This window comes from Ruegeria sp. BC7 (assembly GCF_056539165.1).
In genome coordinates, this window is record NZ_JBQFUL010000012.1 from 51,513 (window position 1) to 64,389 (window position 12,877).

15 protein-coding genes and 1 tRNA gene are annotated in these 12,877 nt (G+C 57.4%); 6 read left to right on the forward strand and 10 right to left on the reverse strand.

Going from position 1 to position 12,877, the window contains the following annotated elements; translation table 11 throughout:
- Window positions 1–82: 82 nt before the first annotated feature.
- From ACR0KS_RS19430 to ACR0KS_RS19440, 3 genes are all read right to left on the reverse strand, one after another.
- Entirely contained in the window at window positions 83–601 is a 519-nt protein-coding gene (locus ACR0KS_RS19430) for a GNAT family N-acetyltransferase (protein ID WP_170568063.1), read from the reverse strand.
- Window positions 598–1,152: a helix-turn-helix transcriptional regulator gene (locus tag ACR0KS_RS19435; protein ID WP_170555100.1), complete on the reverse strand. Its 555-nt coding sequence runs from the start codon at window positions 1,150–1,152 to the stop codon at window positions 598–600. Before ACR0KS_RS19435 ends, ACR0KS_RS19430 begins: the two co-directional genes overlap by 4 nt.
- A gap of 117 nt (window positions 1,153–1,269) precedes the next feature.
- Window positions 1,270–2,286 (reverse strand): extracellular solute-binding protein, encoded by a 1,017-nt coding sequence (locus ACR0KS_RS19440; RefSeq protein ID WP_170568062.1) that lies wholly within the window; start codon window positions 2,284–2,286, stop codon window positions 1,270–1,272.
- A gap of 247 nt (window positions 2,287–2,533) precedes the next feature.
- Between ACR0KS_RS19440 and ACR0KS_RS19445 the strand changes: the two genes are divergently transcribed.
- Window positions 2,534–2,857 carry a SemiSWEET transporter gene (locus ACR0KS_RS19445; protein ID WP_170568061.1) on the forward strand — a complete coding sequence of 108 codons (324 nt, stop codon included), beginning with the start codon at window positions 2,534–2,536 and terminating at the stop codon, window positions 2,855–2,857.
- A 56-nt stretch (window positions 2,858–2,913) separates the two neighbouring features.
- Here ACR0KS_RS19445 and ykgO read toward each other — a convergent pair whose 3' ends face one another.
- Together ykgO and ACR0KS_RS19455 are read right to left on the reverse strand one after the other, a co-directional pair.
- On the reverse strand, window positions 2,914–3,039 hold the full coding sequence (gene ykgO / locus ACR0KS_RS19450; RefSeq protein WP_008755722.1) for a type B 50S ribosomal protein L36: 126 nt from the start codon (window positions 3,037–3,039) through the stop codon (window positions 2,914–2,916).
- Window positions 3,040–3,129: 90 nt separating this feature from the next.
- Window positions 3,130–3,204, reverse strand: a tRNA-Val gene (locus ACR0KS_RS19455).
- Window positions 3,205–3,351: 147 nt separating this feature from the next.
- On the opposite strand from ACR0KS_RS19455, the gene ACR0KS_RS19460 reads away from it, so the two are divergent.
- Entirely contained in the window at window positions 3,352–4,212 is an 861-nt protein-coding gene (locus ACR0KS_RS19460; RefSeq protein WP_170568060.1) for an N-formylglutamate amidohydrolase, read from the forward strand.
- A gap of 2 nt (window positions 4,213–4,214) precedes the next feature.
- On the opposite strand, the gene ACR0KS_RS19465 is transcribed toward ACR0KS_RS19460, so the two are convergent.
- The gene (locus tag ACR0KS_RS19465) at window positions 4,215–5,468 is read right to left on the reverse strand and encodes a DNA polymerase IV (protein WP_170568059.1); all 1,254 of its coding nucleotides are present in this window, start codon (window positions 5,466–5,468) and stop codon (window positions 4,215–4,217) included.
- Between the two features lie 359 nt (window positions 5,469–5,827).
- Window positions 5,828–6,532 carry an orotidine-5'-phosphate decarboxylase gene (pyrF, locus tag ACR0KS_RS19470; RefSeq protein WP_170568058.1) on the reverse strand — a complete coding sequence of 235 codons (705 nt, stop codon included), beginning with the start codon at window positions 6,530–6,532 and terminating at the stop codon, window positions 5,828–5,830.
- A gap of 141 nt (window positions 6,533–6,673) precedes the next feature.
- On the opposite strand from pyrF, the gene ACR0KS_RS19475 reads away from it, so the two are divergent.
- Together ACR0KS_RS19475 and clpB are read left to right on the forward strand one after the other, a co-directional pair.
- On the forward strand, window positions 6,674–7,006 hold the full coding sequence (locus tag ACR0KS_RS19475; protein ID WP_480693310.1) for a hypothetical protein: 333 nt from the start codon (window positions 6,674–6,676) through the stop codon (window positions 7,004–7,006).
- 127 nt (window positions 7,007–7,133) lie between these two features.
- The gene (gene clpB, locus ACR0KS_RS19480; RefSeq protein ID WP_170568057.1) at window positions 7,134–9,752 is read left to right on the forward strand and encodes an ATP-dependent chaperone ClpB; all 2,619 of its coding nucleotides are present in this window, start codon (window positions 7,134–7,136) and stop codon (window positions 9,750–9,752) included.
- Window positions 9,753–9,794: 42 nt separating this feature from the next.
- Here the strand turns inward: clpB and ACR0KS_RS19485 are convergent, their stop codons facing one another.
- The 3 genes from ACR0KS_RS19485 to ACR0KS_RS19495 form a co-directional block, all read right to left on the reverse strand.
- Window positions 9,795–10,082, reverse strand: coding sequence for a hypothetical protein (locus ACR0KS_RS19485; RefSeq protein ID WP_170568056.1), 288 nt, complete (start codon window positions 10,080–10,082; stop codon window positions 9,795–9,797).
- Between the two features lie 84 nt (window positions 10,083–10,166).
- Window positions 10,167–10,328, reverse strand: a complete 162-nt coding sequence (locus tag ACR0KS_RS19490) for a hypothetical protein (protein WP_170568055.1) — start codon at window positions 10,326–10,328, stop codon at window positions 10,167–10,169.
- 287 nt (window positions 10,329–10,615) lie between these two features.
- On the reverse strand, window positions 10,616–10,807 hold the full coding sequence (locus tag ACR0KS_RS19495; protein WP_170568054.1) for a hypothetical protein: 192 nt from the start codon (window positions 10,805–10,807) through the stop codon (window positions 10,616–10,618).
- A gap of 305 nt (window positions 10,808–11,112) precedes the next feature.
- Between ACR0KS_RS19495 and msrP the strand changes: the two genes are divergently transcribed.
- Together msrP and msrQ are read left to right on the forward strand one after the other, a co-directional pair.
- Complete coding sequence (gene msrP / locus ACR0KS_RS19500; protein ID WP_170568053.1) at window positions 11,113–12,015, forward strand: protein-methionine-sulfoxide reductase catalytic subunit MsrP; 903 nt, start codon at window positions 11,113–11,115, stop codon at window positions 12,013–12,015.
- Window positions 12,016–12,019: 4 nt separating this feature from the next.
- Window positions 12,020–12,634 carry a protein-methionine-sulfoxide reductase heme-binding subunit MsrQ gene (gene msrQ / locus ACR0KS_RS19505; protein WP_170568052.1) on the forward strand — a complete coding sequence of 205 codons (615 nt, stop codon included), beginning with the start codon at window positions 12,020–12,022 and terminating at the stop codon, window positions 12,632–12,634.
- The last annotated feature ends 243 nt before the right edge of the window (window positions 12,635–12,877 follow it).

Here is a 12,877-nt window from a genome sequence, read left to right on the forward strand (position 1 = left end):
CGCTATGCGGCAGGCGGGCATTCAGCGGCCGGGGAACGCAGGGCTAATCCAGCTTGGCGATCGACACGCGCGGAACCTTAGTTCAGGACAAGTGTTTGAACATGTAGGTGGTAGGCTCTAGCCGGTCGTCAAAGGGATTCCGGCAATAGTTCGGAATTTCCCCCGCGATCTGAAACCCTAAAGTTTGGTAAAGGATACGCGATGGGTCCGAGCTGCGTGTGTCCAGCACCAGCATTGTTCGACCCACAGCTTTTGCCCGTTGCTCGAGTGCTGCCATCAGCGCACGCGCCAGACCTTTGCGCCGTGCGTTGGGGTGAACCAGCAATTTGGCTACGTCCGCACGATGAGGTTGATTTGGCATGGATGCAGGGATTAGCTGCACCGTTCCAGAAACACGGCCAGCGTCATAGGCGGCAAACAGGTCCAAAGCACCTGATTGCGCATCGGGCCAAACTCGGTTTAGCCAATACCCTCGGGCCTGACTGGGCGAGAAAGGCAGAATGAACCCGACGCTGGCCCCGTCATGAACGCAAGCGTGCAGGATGTCGGTTAGATCATCCAGCGCATCGTCGAGCTGGGTTTTGGCTAACCGTGAGATCATATCAGAACCAACATGTAACGCGCGCCTCGGGTTGGAGGCGTTTCAAACCGGGTGGGGCCAGAGAGGTGATAGCGCAGGCAGTCGCCTCCGGTCAGATCATGGGCAACGCCGTCGACTGTCAGAGTCATTGCGCCGTCCAGAAGGATCACGTGGTGTTCCTGACCCGGCTTCGGAGGCGCATCATAAGAGATCACCGTATCCGGCGGCAGGTGACCTTCAAGAACCTCGCCGCTGAGACCGGTGGCAGGGGGCGAGACGGATCGGCGTGTAAAACCGGTTTCGGGATCGCGCCATTCGGGTTGACGCTCGAACGGGACGCGCGGGTCAAAGCTGTCTTCAACCATCATCAGCAATCGGGACATCGGCAGACCATAGGCGGCGCATAGCCGCCCCAGCGTTTCTGCGGTCGGGCTGACATCGCCTTTCTCCATACGGGACAGAGTCGCCCGGCTGATCCCGCTTTGATCTGCCAACTGGTCCAGCGACAATCCCCGTGACCGGCGAAGCTCGTTCAGGCGGCTGGCAAGGCGGTTCGAGAGATCATCAAGCATGAGTCGGAGATAAGAAATATTCTCGCATATGAGAATAGTAACGCAAAAATATAGAAATACAAACGAAAACGGGCGTGGAATCACCCGCGCCCGATCTCTGTTCATGAGTTGGGGAAATTACTTCCAGCCAACCTCGTTAAAGATTTTCTGAGCTTCTGGGATGTTCTTTGCCACCTCTGAAAGGTTTACCTCATCCGCCTTGAACTCACCCAAAGCTGCGACGTTGTCCGCCAAGGCTACGCCTTCCACTGCCGGGAATTCGTCATTTCCGTTCGAGAAATAGACCTGTGCCTGATCGCTCGCCAGGTATTCCAGGAACTTGATCGCGTTGTCCTTGTTCGGTGCATGCACAGCAACCCCGGCGCCCGACAGGTTCATATGCGCGCCCTCGGCGTCTTGTGCGGGGAACTGCACGCCGATCATGTCGATATCCGCGCTCAGACCCTTCACGTCCTTACGCAGCGCGCGGGCGAAGTAGTACGAGTTTGAAACGGCGATCTCACATTCACCCGAGACGATCCCGCGCAACTGATCGGTGTCACCGCCCTGCGGGTCGCGTGCCATGTTTGCGACGACGCCTTCGGCCCAGGTTTTGGCTGCTTCGCGACCGTGGTTTGTGATGATCGAGGCCAGCAGGGTCTGGTTGTAGGTGTTGCTGGACGACCGGATGCAGACCAGACCTTTGTATTCCGGTTTGGCGAGATCAAGATAGCTTGCGGGCGGGGTGGCGACGTCGGCCTTGTCAAAGAAGATAATGCGCGCGCGTTGCGAGAAACCGTACCACTGGTTGTCTTCGTCCTGCAGGTTGGCGGGAATGCGGTCTTCCAGAACCGCGCTGTCAATCGCCTGTAGGATGCCAGCGTTCTTGGCGCGGGCCAGACGCGAGGTATCCACGGTCAGCAGCACATCAGCGGGCGAGTTCGCACCTTCGGCTTCCATCCGGGCGATCAGTTCGTCAGCTTTGCCTTCGATACGGTTGATGGTGATTCCGGTTGCCTCTTCAAAATCGGAATACAGGCGCTCGTCGGTGTCATAGTGGCGCGAAGAGTAAAGGTTCAGCTCGCCTTCGGCAGCGGCAGAAGTTGCGATCAGGGCCGTCAGAGCGGCGGCAACACAGGTAGAGGATTTCAGCATCATATGTCCCAAAATTGAAAAATCGCGGCGGGGATAACCCGACTGATTTGGTCAATTAAACGATTCTGAGGGGGATGCAAGGAAATCTGACAAAATTACTTGGGAAAGTGGTCGCGGGTTAAGGCCTGAGCCATCCCGATTTGCGTTTTTCTTGGTGGACGAGGCTGAAACGGTTAAATTGTCAGATAGCTTCCGGGCAACGACTGCGGATTATTTGTATTGATCGCCATGCGAAAGGACACATTTGATGACGGAAACGCTGGCTGAAAAGCTTGAGAAATCAAACCTCGGTCATTGGATGGCGCGGTTCGAGGGGTTCATGGTTTTCGTCGGAGTGGTCGGTCCGTTTGCAACGCTGCCGCAGCTCATGAAGCTGTATTTCACACATTCCCAACACGCGAGCGGCCAGTCCCTGCTGTCATGGTCACTTTATGCGGGGCTTTCGATGCTGTGGTTTATCTACGGGTTGGTCGTCGGAAAGTTGCCGATTTATGTGGGCAACGGAATCTCGATGATTCTGAACATTTTGATGGTCATCGGTATTCTGATCCATGCCGGGATCACGTTCTGACATACAAAAAAACCGCGCTCTGAGGCGCGGTTCTTTCTATTCGTATTGAGCGGTTCTTAGCCCTGGCGAGCTTTGAACTTGCGCTGCGTCTTGTTGATCACGTAGACGCGGCCTTTGCGACGCACAATCCGGCAATCACGGTGCCGGTTCTTGAGCGAGCGGAGCGAGTTCTTGACCTTCATGGGTCTGTCTCCAATCTGCGGCGCCTTCATCAAAGACGTGGCCAGCGCCTGGGTTAGCGGGTGCCCCGGTTGCCCGGAACAGTGAAACGATGGTGGGCGGTACAAGGATCGAACTTGTGACCCCTTCGATGTCAACGAAGTGCTCTACCGCTGAGCTAACCGCCCACTTACCTTTGCGTGCCCTGCCCCATAACGAAATGGGGCGCGGAACCCCGCGCCGGTAGCGGGGTCTATAAAAGGAGTCGCAAAGGGGTTCAAGGGGTTTGGAAGAACTATTTTCCAGTCTATGTTGGACGCGAACAAGGAGTCGTTATGCAGAACACCGCCTATGTATTGGATTTGCCCGCCAAGCGCACTTCTTGTGTTGTGTATTCCTCTCCTCATAGCGGTCGGAATTACCCGCAATCGTTGCTGCAACGGACAGTTCTGAGTCGCGATGTGATTCGATCCTCGGAAGATGCCTTTGTGGATCAGTTGTTTTCGCCTGCTGCCGAATATGGCGCGCCGCTGATTTCAGCGACGAAGCCCCGCGCCTATCTGGACCTCAACCGCAGTGCCGAGGAACTGGACCCGGCTTTGATCGAAGGCGCGCGCCGTCAGGGTCACAACCCTCGGGTGGCGTCGGGGTTGGGAGTGATTCCGCGGGTCGTTGCCAATGGCCGTGCGATTTATCGCGGTAAGCTGACGATGGACGAAGCGCGTCTACGTATCGACACCTGCTGGCGGCCTTATCATGCGCGTCTGAAGTCCTTGTTGAAGGAATCGTTGGATTCTTTCGGGCAGGCGATTCTGATCGATTGTCATTCGATGCCGCATGAGGCGGTTGCAATGGCCGGATCAAGTGGCACGCGGCGACCTCAGATTGTGTTGGGCGACAGGTTTGGAGCCTCAGCCTCGCCCGAGATCGTAGATCGGATCGAGGCGGCGTTTGTCGCTGCCGGGTTGACGGTCGCTCGGAACGCGCCATTTGCAGGAGCTTACGTGACGCAGACATATGGACGGCCCGGGCGCAATCAGCATGCAGTCCAGATTGAGATCGACCGTTCGCTTTATATGGACGAAACCCGGATCGCGCCAAATGCCAATTTCGCCCCGTTCCGGGACGCGCTGCGGCAGGTCATCATGGATATCTCACAGATTGACGACGAGTCTGTGCGGCTGGCCGCAGAGTAACGTCACCGCAAGGCACGACCCTTGACGATGGCGTCGGTTCCGAAACGGCGTCGGATTTCATCCGTGGCGCGTTCCGCCTGCGACCGCTGGGTGGCGTTGGGGTCCAGCAAGTCCCCCGATATATCGGCCTGATCTTCAGAGCAAAGATCGGAGATGCCACAACCCAACAGGCGGTATGGGCCCTGATCCCCTACCTGATCGAACAACCCACGAGCCGTGCGGTAAATACGATCCGCGATCTGGGTTGCATCTCGCAGCGACACGCGCCGGGTTAGTACTTTGTGGTCGGCTTTTTTCAGCTTCAGGGTCACGACCCGCCCCGCCAAACCTTTGGCTTTGGCCCGGTCAGCCACTTTTTCCGCCATGCGCCACAGGTGGCCGTCGAGGATGTCCAAGTTGGCTGTATCTTCAAAGAACGTGGTTTCGTTGCTGATGGACTTCATCGGCTCGTGCGCAGAAACGCGGCGCTTGTCCTGTCCGCGCGCCAGATGCCAAAGCCGATAGCCCATTGATCCGAACCGCGCGGTCAGCGCCTCTTGATCCCAGCGCAACAAGTCGGAAAATGTGCGGATGCCGGCACGATCCAGCGACTCCTGTGCGGCAGGGCCGATGCCCCAGATCAGGCGGACGGGCTTGTCATGCAGAAAGGATGCCGTTTCTGCCTGTCCGATCACTGAAAACCCGCGTGGTTTATCCAAGTCCGATGCAACCTTCGCCAGGAACTTGTTGTGCGACAGCCCGATCGAGCCTGTGACGCCCAGCTCGTCCTTCATGCGCTTTACAAGTCCGGCCAGCATGACAGCGGGCGGCGCACCGTGCAGGCGTTCGGTGCCAGACAGATCCATGAACGCCTCGTCCAGAGACAGGGGTTCGATCACGGGGGTCAGTTCATCCATCATGGCGCGTATCTCGCGCGAGACCTCGGCATAAGCTGACATGCGTGGTTTGATCACGACGGCGTCCGGACAGAGTTGCAGCGCCTTGAACATCGGCATCGCAGACCGCACCCCTCGGATGCGGGCAACATAGCACGCGGTTGAGACGACACCACGTTTACCCCCGCCAATGATCACCGGCTTATCCGCGAGTTCCGGGTTGTCCCTTTTTTCGACCGAGGCATAAAACGCGTCACAATCCATATGCGCGATCGACAGGTCAAACAGTTCGGGATGCGACTTGATCCGGGGGCTGCCACAGGCACCGCATCGGCGTGCATCCGAGGATATGGACAGGCAATCTCGGCAAAAGCCGGGCATCAGAACGGTTCCGTACTGCGGGTGTTTGTTTCGGGAAGCCCCTTATACCACGCTGCCAAGCCGGGCAAAGTACCGACGATTGCGTTCGGGCCATTCAGTCCAAAAGAAGACCCCCCGCAAGTGGGCGGGGGGAGGTGACGGACCTCAGGAAGATACGGTCCGCGGGGAGTATCACGACCTTAGAATCGCTCAAAACCCCGCATTTCGATAGGACCTAGGTCACATAGCCAAATCTCGTATTTTTCATGTGTGTTTTCGGGCACAGGGACGATTTGGCGCGGATTTTGGAAAAAGCGACGTGAGGTCAACCGGTTGGCCTGTGTTTCGTGGCGATTTCCAACCGATTCCCGATACCTCGACTAATGCTGAGCCAAAGAATTTAACTCAGCAAGAACTGCCTCGGCGGCCGCTTTCGGATCCTCTGCCTGATAGATTGGGCGTCCGACGACGATGTGATCGGCGCCGTCTCCGATTGCGCTGGCAGGGGTCGCGACACGCTTTTGATCGCCCAAAGCGGCCCCGGTCGGGCGAACGCCGGGGGTTACGATCAGGCGACCTTCGGCCTGTGGCAAAGCACGGATCAGCGCGGCCTCTTGCGGGCTGGCAATGACGCCATCTGCCCCGGCCTCAAGTGCGCGGGCGGCACGCTCAACAACCAGTTCCTGCACGTCGCCCTCTTTCAGCAGGCTTGCATCCAGATCATCGCGGTTCAGCGACGTGAGGATCGTGACCGCAAGGATTTTCAAGTCTTTGCCCGAAGCACCTTCTTTCGCGGCGCGCACCACATGTGGATCGCCATGCACTGTCAGGAAATCTAGATCGAACTGCGCCAGCCCCCGCACAGCGTTTTCGACCGTATTGCCGATGTCGAACAGTTTCATGTCCAGAAAGATGCGTTTGCCGTGATCTTGCTTGAGTTCATTGGCCAAAGCCAGCCCGCCGCCGGTCAGCATACCCAGACCGATCTTGTAGAAGGAGACGCTGTCGCCAAGCCGCTCGGCCATGGCCAGCCCCTGCAGGGCATTGGGGACATCTAGGGCTACGATCAGGCGGTCGTCGGACATTGGGCGCTCCTTTTTGGCAAACGTCTGCGTGGTAACGGGTTTGGGTGTCTGTGTCCATGCAGGACTGCCGTGTGATTCAGATCACGGCGCTAGGCGTTCATCGTGTTATCATGCGCGTAGATTGCACGGATGGAATTTGAAATGGGACAGATGGTAAGAACTGTATTTGTGTGTGGTCTGGCGCTGGCGGCGGCAGGGTGTCAGGATATGCCGCTGGAAACCGAAGCCGCCGACACGGTCGTCAGATCACCGACCAACGACAACCTGCGGCTTGTGCGGGGGTATCGCTCGACCGACGATGATTGTCAGGTCACCGGTGAAACGGCCTTTACGGTCAATTTTCTGGACGATTCAGCCGACCTCGTATCTTGCCCGACAGGGAGCGACGCGGCGCGATCTCTGGTCGAGATATATGGCGCACGAGAGGTGGCGAAAACCGGAGGCTATACGGTTTACACGGTGCCGCGCAGATAGGGCCGGAATCTGCGGTTCAGCCTCTTGAACCGGGTAAGATATTTCCCAGATTGAATGTGAGGCTCTGACCGACGCGTGCCGCAAAGCGGGCGCATCAAAACAGGGCGCTTGAGAAAAGGAGAATAACATGGACTTGAACAAGTTCACCGAGCGGGCACGGGGTTTCGTGCAGGCAGCGCAGACAATTGCAATGCGCGAAGAGCATCAAAGACTAACGCCCGAGCATTTACTCAAAGCATTAATGGATGACGATCAGGGGCTGGCCAGCAACCTGATTTCACGCGCAGGTGGTGCGCCCAGCCGCGTTGTAAACGCGCTGGACGCTTCGATGGCCAAGATTCCGAAAGTCAGCGGGGATGCGGGTCAGGTCTATCTGGACGGGCAAACCGCCAAGGTTCTGGATGAGGCTGAGAAGATCGCGACCAAAGCTGGCGACAGCTTTGTGCCGGTTGAACGCATTCTAATGGCGTTGTGCATGGTAAAATCCAAAGCCAAGGACGCTTTGGAAGATGGCGCTGTGACTGCACAGAAGCTGAATGAGGCGATCAACGACATCCGAAAGGGGCGCACGGCTGATACTGCGTCGGCCGAGGAAGGTTATGACGCGCTCAAGAAATACGCGCGCGACCTGACCGAAGCCGCGGCTGAAGGCAAGATTGACCCGATTATCGGACGCGACGAGGAAATCCGCCGCTCGATGCAGGTTCTGTCGCGCCGGACCAAGAACAACCCGGTTCTGATCGGGGAACCCGGCGTCGGTAAAACCGCGATTGCCGAGGGCATGGCCCTGCGCATCGTGAACGGAGACGTGCCGGAATCGCTGAAGGACAAGAAGCTGCTTGCGCTGGACATGGGTGCGCTGATTGCAGGTGCGAAATACCGTGGCGAGTTCGAGGAACGCCTTAAGGCGGTTCTGACCGAAGTGACCGAGGCCGCCGGTGAGATCATCCTGTTCATCGATGAGATGCACACGCTGGTCGGCGCGGGTAAGTCCGACGGCGCGATGGATGCGGCAAACCTGATCAAGCCTGCGCTTGCCAGGGGTGAGTTACATTGTATCGGTGCGACCACGCTGGACGAGTACCGCAAGTATGTCGAAAAAGACGCGGCCCTTGCGCGTCGGTTCCAGCCCGTGATGGTCACTGAACCGACGGTCGAGGACACGATCAGTATCCTGCGCGGCATCAAGGAAAAGTACGAGCTGCACCACGGTGTACGCATCTCGGATTCGGCGCTGGTCTCGGCGGCGACCCTGTCGCATCGCTATATCACTGACCGTTTTCTGCCCGACAAAGCCATCGACCTTGTCGATGAGGCCGCGTCGCGGTTGCGGATGGAGGTGGACAGCAAGCCCGAGGAACTTGATCAGTTGGATCGCCAGATCCTGCAGATGCAGATCGAGGAAGAGGCGCTGAAGCTGGAAGATGACGCGGCATCCAAGGATCGACTGGAGACCTTGCAAAAGGATCTGGCCGATCTGCAGGAGAAATCCGCCGAGATGACCGCTCAGTGGCAGGCTGAACGCGACAAGCTGGCCGGTGCGCGTGATCTGAAAGAACAGCTCGACAAGGCGCGGGCTGATCTTGAGATCGCCAAGCGCGAAGGCAATCTGGCAAAGGCGGGTGAGCTGTCCTATGGCGTCATCCCCGAGCTGGAGAAAAAGCTGACCGAGGCCGAAAACGCCGAAAGCAACGCCATGATGGCCGAGGAAACGGTGCGCCCGGAACAGATCGCCAGCGTTGTCGAGCGTTGGACAGGTATCCCGACCTCGAAAATGCTGGAAGGTGAGCGCGAGAAGCTGCTGCGGATGGAAGACGATCTGCACTCCCGCGTGATCGGTCAGGACGCGGCGGTGACCGCCGTCGCCAACGCCGTGCGCCGTGCCCGGGCCGGGCTGAATGACGAGAACCGGCCATTGGGCTCGTTCTTGTTCCTCGGGCCGACTGGCGTGGGTAAGACCGAACTGACCAAGGCCGTGGCGAACTTCCTGTTCGACGACGACAACGCGATGGTCCGCATCGACATGTCCGAGTTCATGGAGAAGCACGCGGTCGCCCGTCTGATCGGTGCCCCTCCGGGCTATGTCGGATATGACGAAGGCGGTGTGCTGACCGAAGCCGTGCGCCGCAGACCCTATCAGGTCGTGTTGTTTGACGAGGTCGAAAAGGCGCACCCGGATGTGTTCAACGTGCTGTTGCAGGTTCTGGACGATGGTGTGCTGACCGATGGTCAGGGTCGCACCGTGGACTTCAAGCAGACGCTGATCATCCTGACGTCGAACCTTGGGTCACAGGCGTTGAGCCAACTGCCCGAAGGCGCCGACAGTGCGCAGGCGCGGCGGGATGTGATGGACGCAGTCCGGGCACATTTCCGGCCCGAATTCCTGAACCGTCTGGACGAGACCATCATCTTTGATCGGCTCAAGCGGGGCGATATGGATGGCATCGTCGATATCCAGATGGCGCGTCTGCAAAAACGTCTGGCCGCCCGCAAGATCGAGCTGGCCCTGGACGATGGTGCCAAGGAATGGCTGGCCAACGAAGGCTATGACCCGGTCTTTGGCGCGCGCCCGCTGAAACGCGTTATCCAAAGCGCGTTGCAGAACCCGCTGGCCGAAGCTCTGTTGGCTGGTGAGATCAAGGATGGTGAGACCGTGCCTGTATCTGCCGGTTCCGAAGGATTGATCATCGGTGACAGATTGGGCACGTCTGATCGCCCGCGCCCGGATGATGCCGTAGTGCATTGATCCACGTATCGTGAACGGGAAACCCGCCAAATGGCGGGTTTCTCATGCCGGGTTGACGAAGCCTTCGTTCAAATAGCCGGTGACAACGTCCATCAGACCCTTGGCTTTTTCTATTTCAAATTCGGTCGTGAACCTCAGCTTCACAATGCAGTTGTCCACGACCCCGATTGCCAGAAGTTCAGAAAACCCATCGGATGTCCGCGCTTCGGCCCGCAGCGGTAATTGCTGCGCAGTGTCTTGTATCTGATAGGCGCTGATCTCACCAAGTTCGACTCCTCGGTTATTGGTAGACGCGGTGATGTCCCCAAGGGCTTGGTGAAAACTGTCCAACGCCATTTCCGGCGTGATGACCTGTTGCTCATGGTCATAGAGGAAGATGGTCAGCTGGGATGTCGTGTCCGCAAATGTTATCGACTATCCTAGGCCGGGAAAATCGTCTTCGTAACTGTAGGAATCGACCAGGTTCAGATCGCTCAGGATCAGAGGCGTTTGAGCATACAGGTTCTGGCAGGACTGGAGGTCCGCCAGCGCAGGGCTACCCAGCAGCGTGCTGCAAAGGGCGAGTATTCTAAGCATAGGGTGATGACTCTTATTTAGTGTACAAATCTTCGCGTTCATACCTGCCGACCATGTGAGGCAGAAATTTGACGAAAGACGCAGTGTGCCCGTTCTGTCCTGCTGGCCAAGCGTATTTTCGGCAAAGGACTGACTTGTGCAACCAGCCTGACGCCCTGTCGGATGTCCAAAGGCGAATGCACCGTGGTTGTAAAAAGGAGCGAACGGAAAACCCGCCAGACTCTGGCGGGTTCGTTCGCGAATGACGCCGGAGCCTTCGCAGCCCCAGCGCATTTGATCACAAGACGTTAAGCGCCGGTCGGCAATGCGTTCAGGTCTTGCGCGTTGTTTTGATCCAGATTGGTGTCTTCACCGATTTCTTCGCAGGTCACCGGAAAGGTCTCGTCCGCGTCACAACCCGTGATTGGGTAGGTTTCTTTCTCGGCGCACGCCGCGATAAACAGAACCAACGACAGGCCCGCAGCCAGTTTCGATTTCATAATTCGTCCTTTCCGATCATATTGCCGTCTTTTTCCTCGGCGCTATCCACGCGGCCAAAAACCATTGGCCGTATTCTCCGTCCCTTGCGCCTTTGAAAACTTAACCTCGGGAACTGTGCGCTGCCTAGCGCCAATATCAAGGGTGACGCAGGGTCCACTTTGTTAGGAGACGTCGATTACAGGGAAATATCGTCGGGTGCGTGTTTCGTTACAGTCTCTTCTCCCAATCGTGACGCAAGTTGCTTTGGTCCTGTGGTAAGAGCGAACTATCTGAACCCCAACGCTGACCAAGTACGGAGACATTGATGGCGCACCGGTGGACCAACACATTGACACAGGCTGATGTCACGCCGCGGACCGCGTTCTTGAACCGCCGTCAGGTTATGGCGGGGCTGGCAGGGGTCGGGCTGGCAGGGATGTCGCGCCCGGCTGCGGCCGAAGGTGCGCTTGATCCGAATACGTGGGAAGAGATCACCTCGTACAACAACTACTATGAGTTCGGAACGCGAAAGGACGACCCGGCCAAATACGCTCATATGCTGGTGACCGAACCTTGGAGCATCAAAATCGACGGTCTGGTGGACAGGCCGGGCGAGTATGATTTCAAAGACGTGATGTCCGAGATGACCGTGGAGGAGCGCATCTACCGGTTTCGCTGTGTCGAGGCATGGTCGATGGTCATACCGTGGAACGGGTTCGAGCTGGCAGATTTGTTGAACATGGCCGGTGTTCAGGAAGGCGCCAAGTACGTCGCGTTTGAAACGGCCTATCGGCCCGACGAAATGCCGGGCGTTCAATACCCGGTTCTGGAGTGGCCGTATCGCGAAGGTCTGCGGTTGGACGAAGCCATGCACCCGCTGACAATAATGGCGACCGGGATTTACGATCGCCCGATCCCGAACCAGAATGGGGCTCCGCTGCGTTTGGTTGTTCCGTGGAAATACGGTTTCAAGTCCATCAAGTCGATCGTCCGCATCACTCTGACGGATGTGGAACCCCCGACCAGTTGGAATATGGCCAGCCCGCGTGAATATGGATTTTACAGCAATGTGAATCCAACCGTCGATCATCCACGTTGGTCGCAGGCTTCCGAACGTCAGATCGGCGGAGGGCTATTCGCCAAGCGCGTCCCCACATTGATGTTCAATGGTTATGAGTCCGAAGTCGCGAGCCTTTACGACGGCATGGACCTGTCGTCATACTATTGAGCGCATGCAAACCCTGAACTCGATACTTCGCCGAATCCCAGTATGGGCCATCTACCTTTTGGGTGGGCTTCCTGCGCCCTGGCTGTTCTATCAGGGTTTGACCGGCGGCTTGGGTGTTGACCCCATTGAGGCGTTAGAGCACCGATATGGAGAGTTGGCGCTGCAGCTATTGATTGTTGTGCTGGCGATTTCGCCTGCTCGACGACTTCTTGGGTTAAATCTGCTGAAATTCCGGCGCGCCCTTGGTGTGCTGACGTTTGCCTATGTCAGTATGCACCTGTTGGTTTGGCTGGTTCTGGATGTTCAGGTGCCCAGCCAGATCTGGGCCGATATTGTAAAGCGTCCTTACATAACGGTGGGTATGGCGGCTTTCGTCCTGATGCTGCCACTGGCAGTGACGTCGAACAATCTGTCTGTGCGGCGACTAGGTGCACGTTGGCGAAGTCTCCAACGTCTGGTTTATCCGGCGGCGATCTTAGGGGGGGTGCATTATGTCATGCTGGCGAAAGGCTTTCAGATCGAGCCGGTGATATACCTGTCTTTGATTGTAGGTCTGCTCGTGTTGCGCCTGCCCGTTTCAAACCCCCTGAATCGATTCCGAGGTGCCGATTCCGCCTGACTCGTGCCTGAGTCTGTGGGGAGCCCTGTGTAAAAGCCGATTCCTTGGCTCTGCTGCCGTGGCGATCTAGGGCAATTGACATTTAGTTTTTAGGCAAGTCGTTGTTATTGTTCAATAAATTGTAATTTTTCAGTTTTTTATCAGTTTCTCGAATTTTCCACTTGCGGTGCAATGTTGTTATCCTTAGAACCCCCTCACCGGCGCTGCTGAGGCGCTGGGACGCGGCGGAAGCGGCGGAGACGC

Excerpts from the sequence above, each read along its gene's own strand:
- pyrF (WP_170568058.1), bottom strand. The coding sequence starts at position 6,532 with ATGTCCGACGACCGCCTGATCGTAGCCCTAGATGTCCCCAATGCCCTG.
- ACR0KS_RS19490 (WP_170568055.1), bottom strand. The coding sequence starts at position 10,328 with ATGCTTAGAATACTCGCCCTTTGCAGCACGCTGCTGGGTAGCCCTGCG.
- clpB (WP_170568057.1), top strand. The coding sequence starts at position 7,134 with ATGGACTTGAACAAGTTCACCGAGCGGGCACGGGGTTTCGTGCAGGCA.
- ACR0KS_RS19460 (WP_170568060.1), top strand. The coding sequence starts at position 3,352 with ATGCAGAACACCGCCTATGTATTGGATTTGCCCGCCAAGCGCACTTCT.
- ACR0KS_RS19445 (WP_170568061.1), top strand. The coding sequence starts at position 2,534 with ATGACGGAAACGCTGGCTGAAAAGCTTGAGAAATCAAACCTCGGTCAT.
- ykgO (WP_008755722.1), bottom strand. The coding sequence starts at position 3,039 with ATGAAGGTCAAGAACTCGCTCCGCTCGCTCAAGAACCGGCACCGTGAT.
- ACR0KS_RS19495 (WP_170568054.1), bottom strand. The coding sequence starts at position 10,807 with ATGAAATCGAAACTGGCTGCGGGCCTGTCGTTGGTTCTGTTTATCGCG.
- ACR0KS_RS19465 (WP_170568059.1), bottom strand. The coding sequence starts at position 5,468 with ATGCCCGGCTTTTGCCGAGATTGCCTGTCCATATCCTCGGATGCACGC.
- ACR0KS_RS19430 (WP_170568063.1), bottom strand. The coding sequence starts at position 601 with ATGATCTCACGGTTAGCCAAAACCCAGCTCGACGATGCGCTGGATGAT.
- ACR0KS_RS19475 (WP_480693310.1), top strand. The coding sequence starts at position 6,674 with ATGGGACAGATGGTAAGAACTGTATTTGTGTGTGGTCTGGCGCTGGCG.
- msrP (WP_170568053.1), top strand. The coding sequence starts at position 11,113 with ATGGCGCACCGGTGGACCAACACATTGACACAGGCTGATGTCACGCCG.
- msrQ (WP_170568052.1), top strand. The coding sequence starts at position 12,020 with ATGCAAACCCTGAACTCGATACTTCGCCGAATCCCAGTATGGGCCATC.
- ACR0KS_RS19440 (WP_170568062.1), bottom strand. The coding sequence starts at position 2,286 with ATGCTGAAATCCTCTACCTGTGTTGCCGCCGCTCTGACGGCCCTGATC.
- ACR0KS_RS19435 (WP_170555100.1), bottom strand. The coding sequence starts at position 1,152 with ATGCTTGATGATCTCTCGAACCGCCTTGCCAGCCGCCTGAACGAGCTT.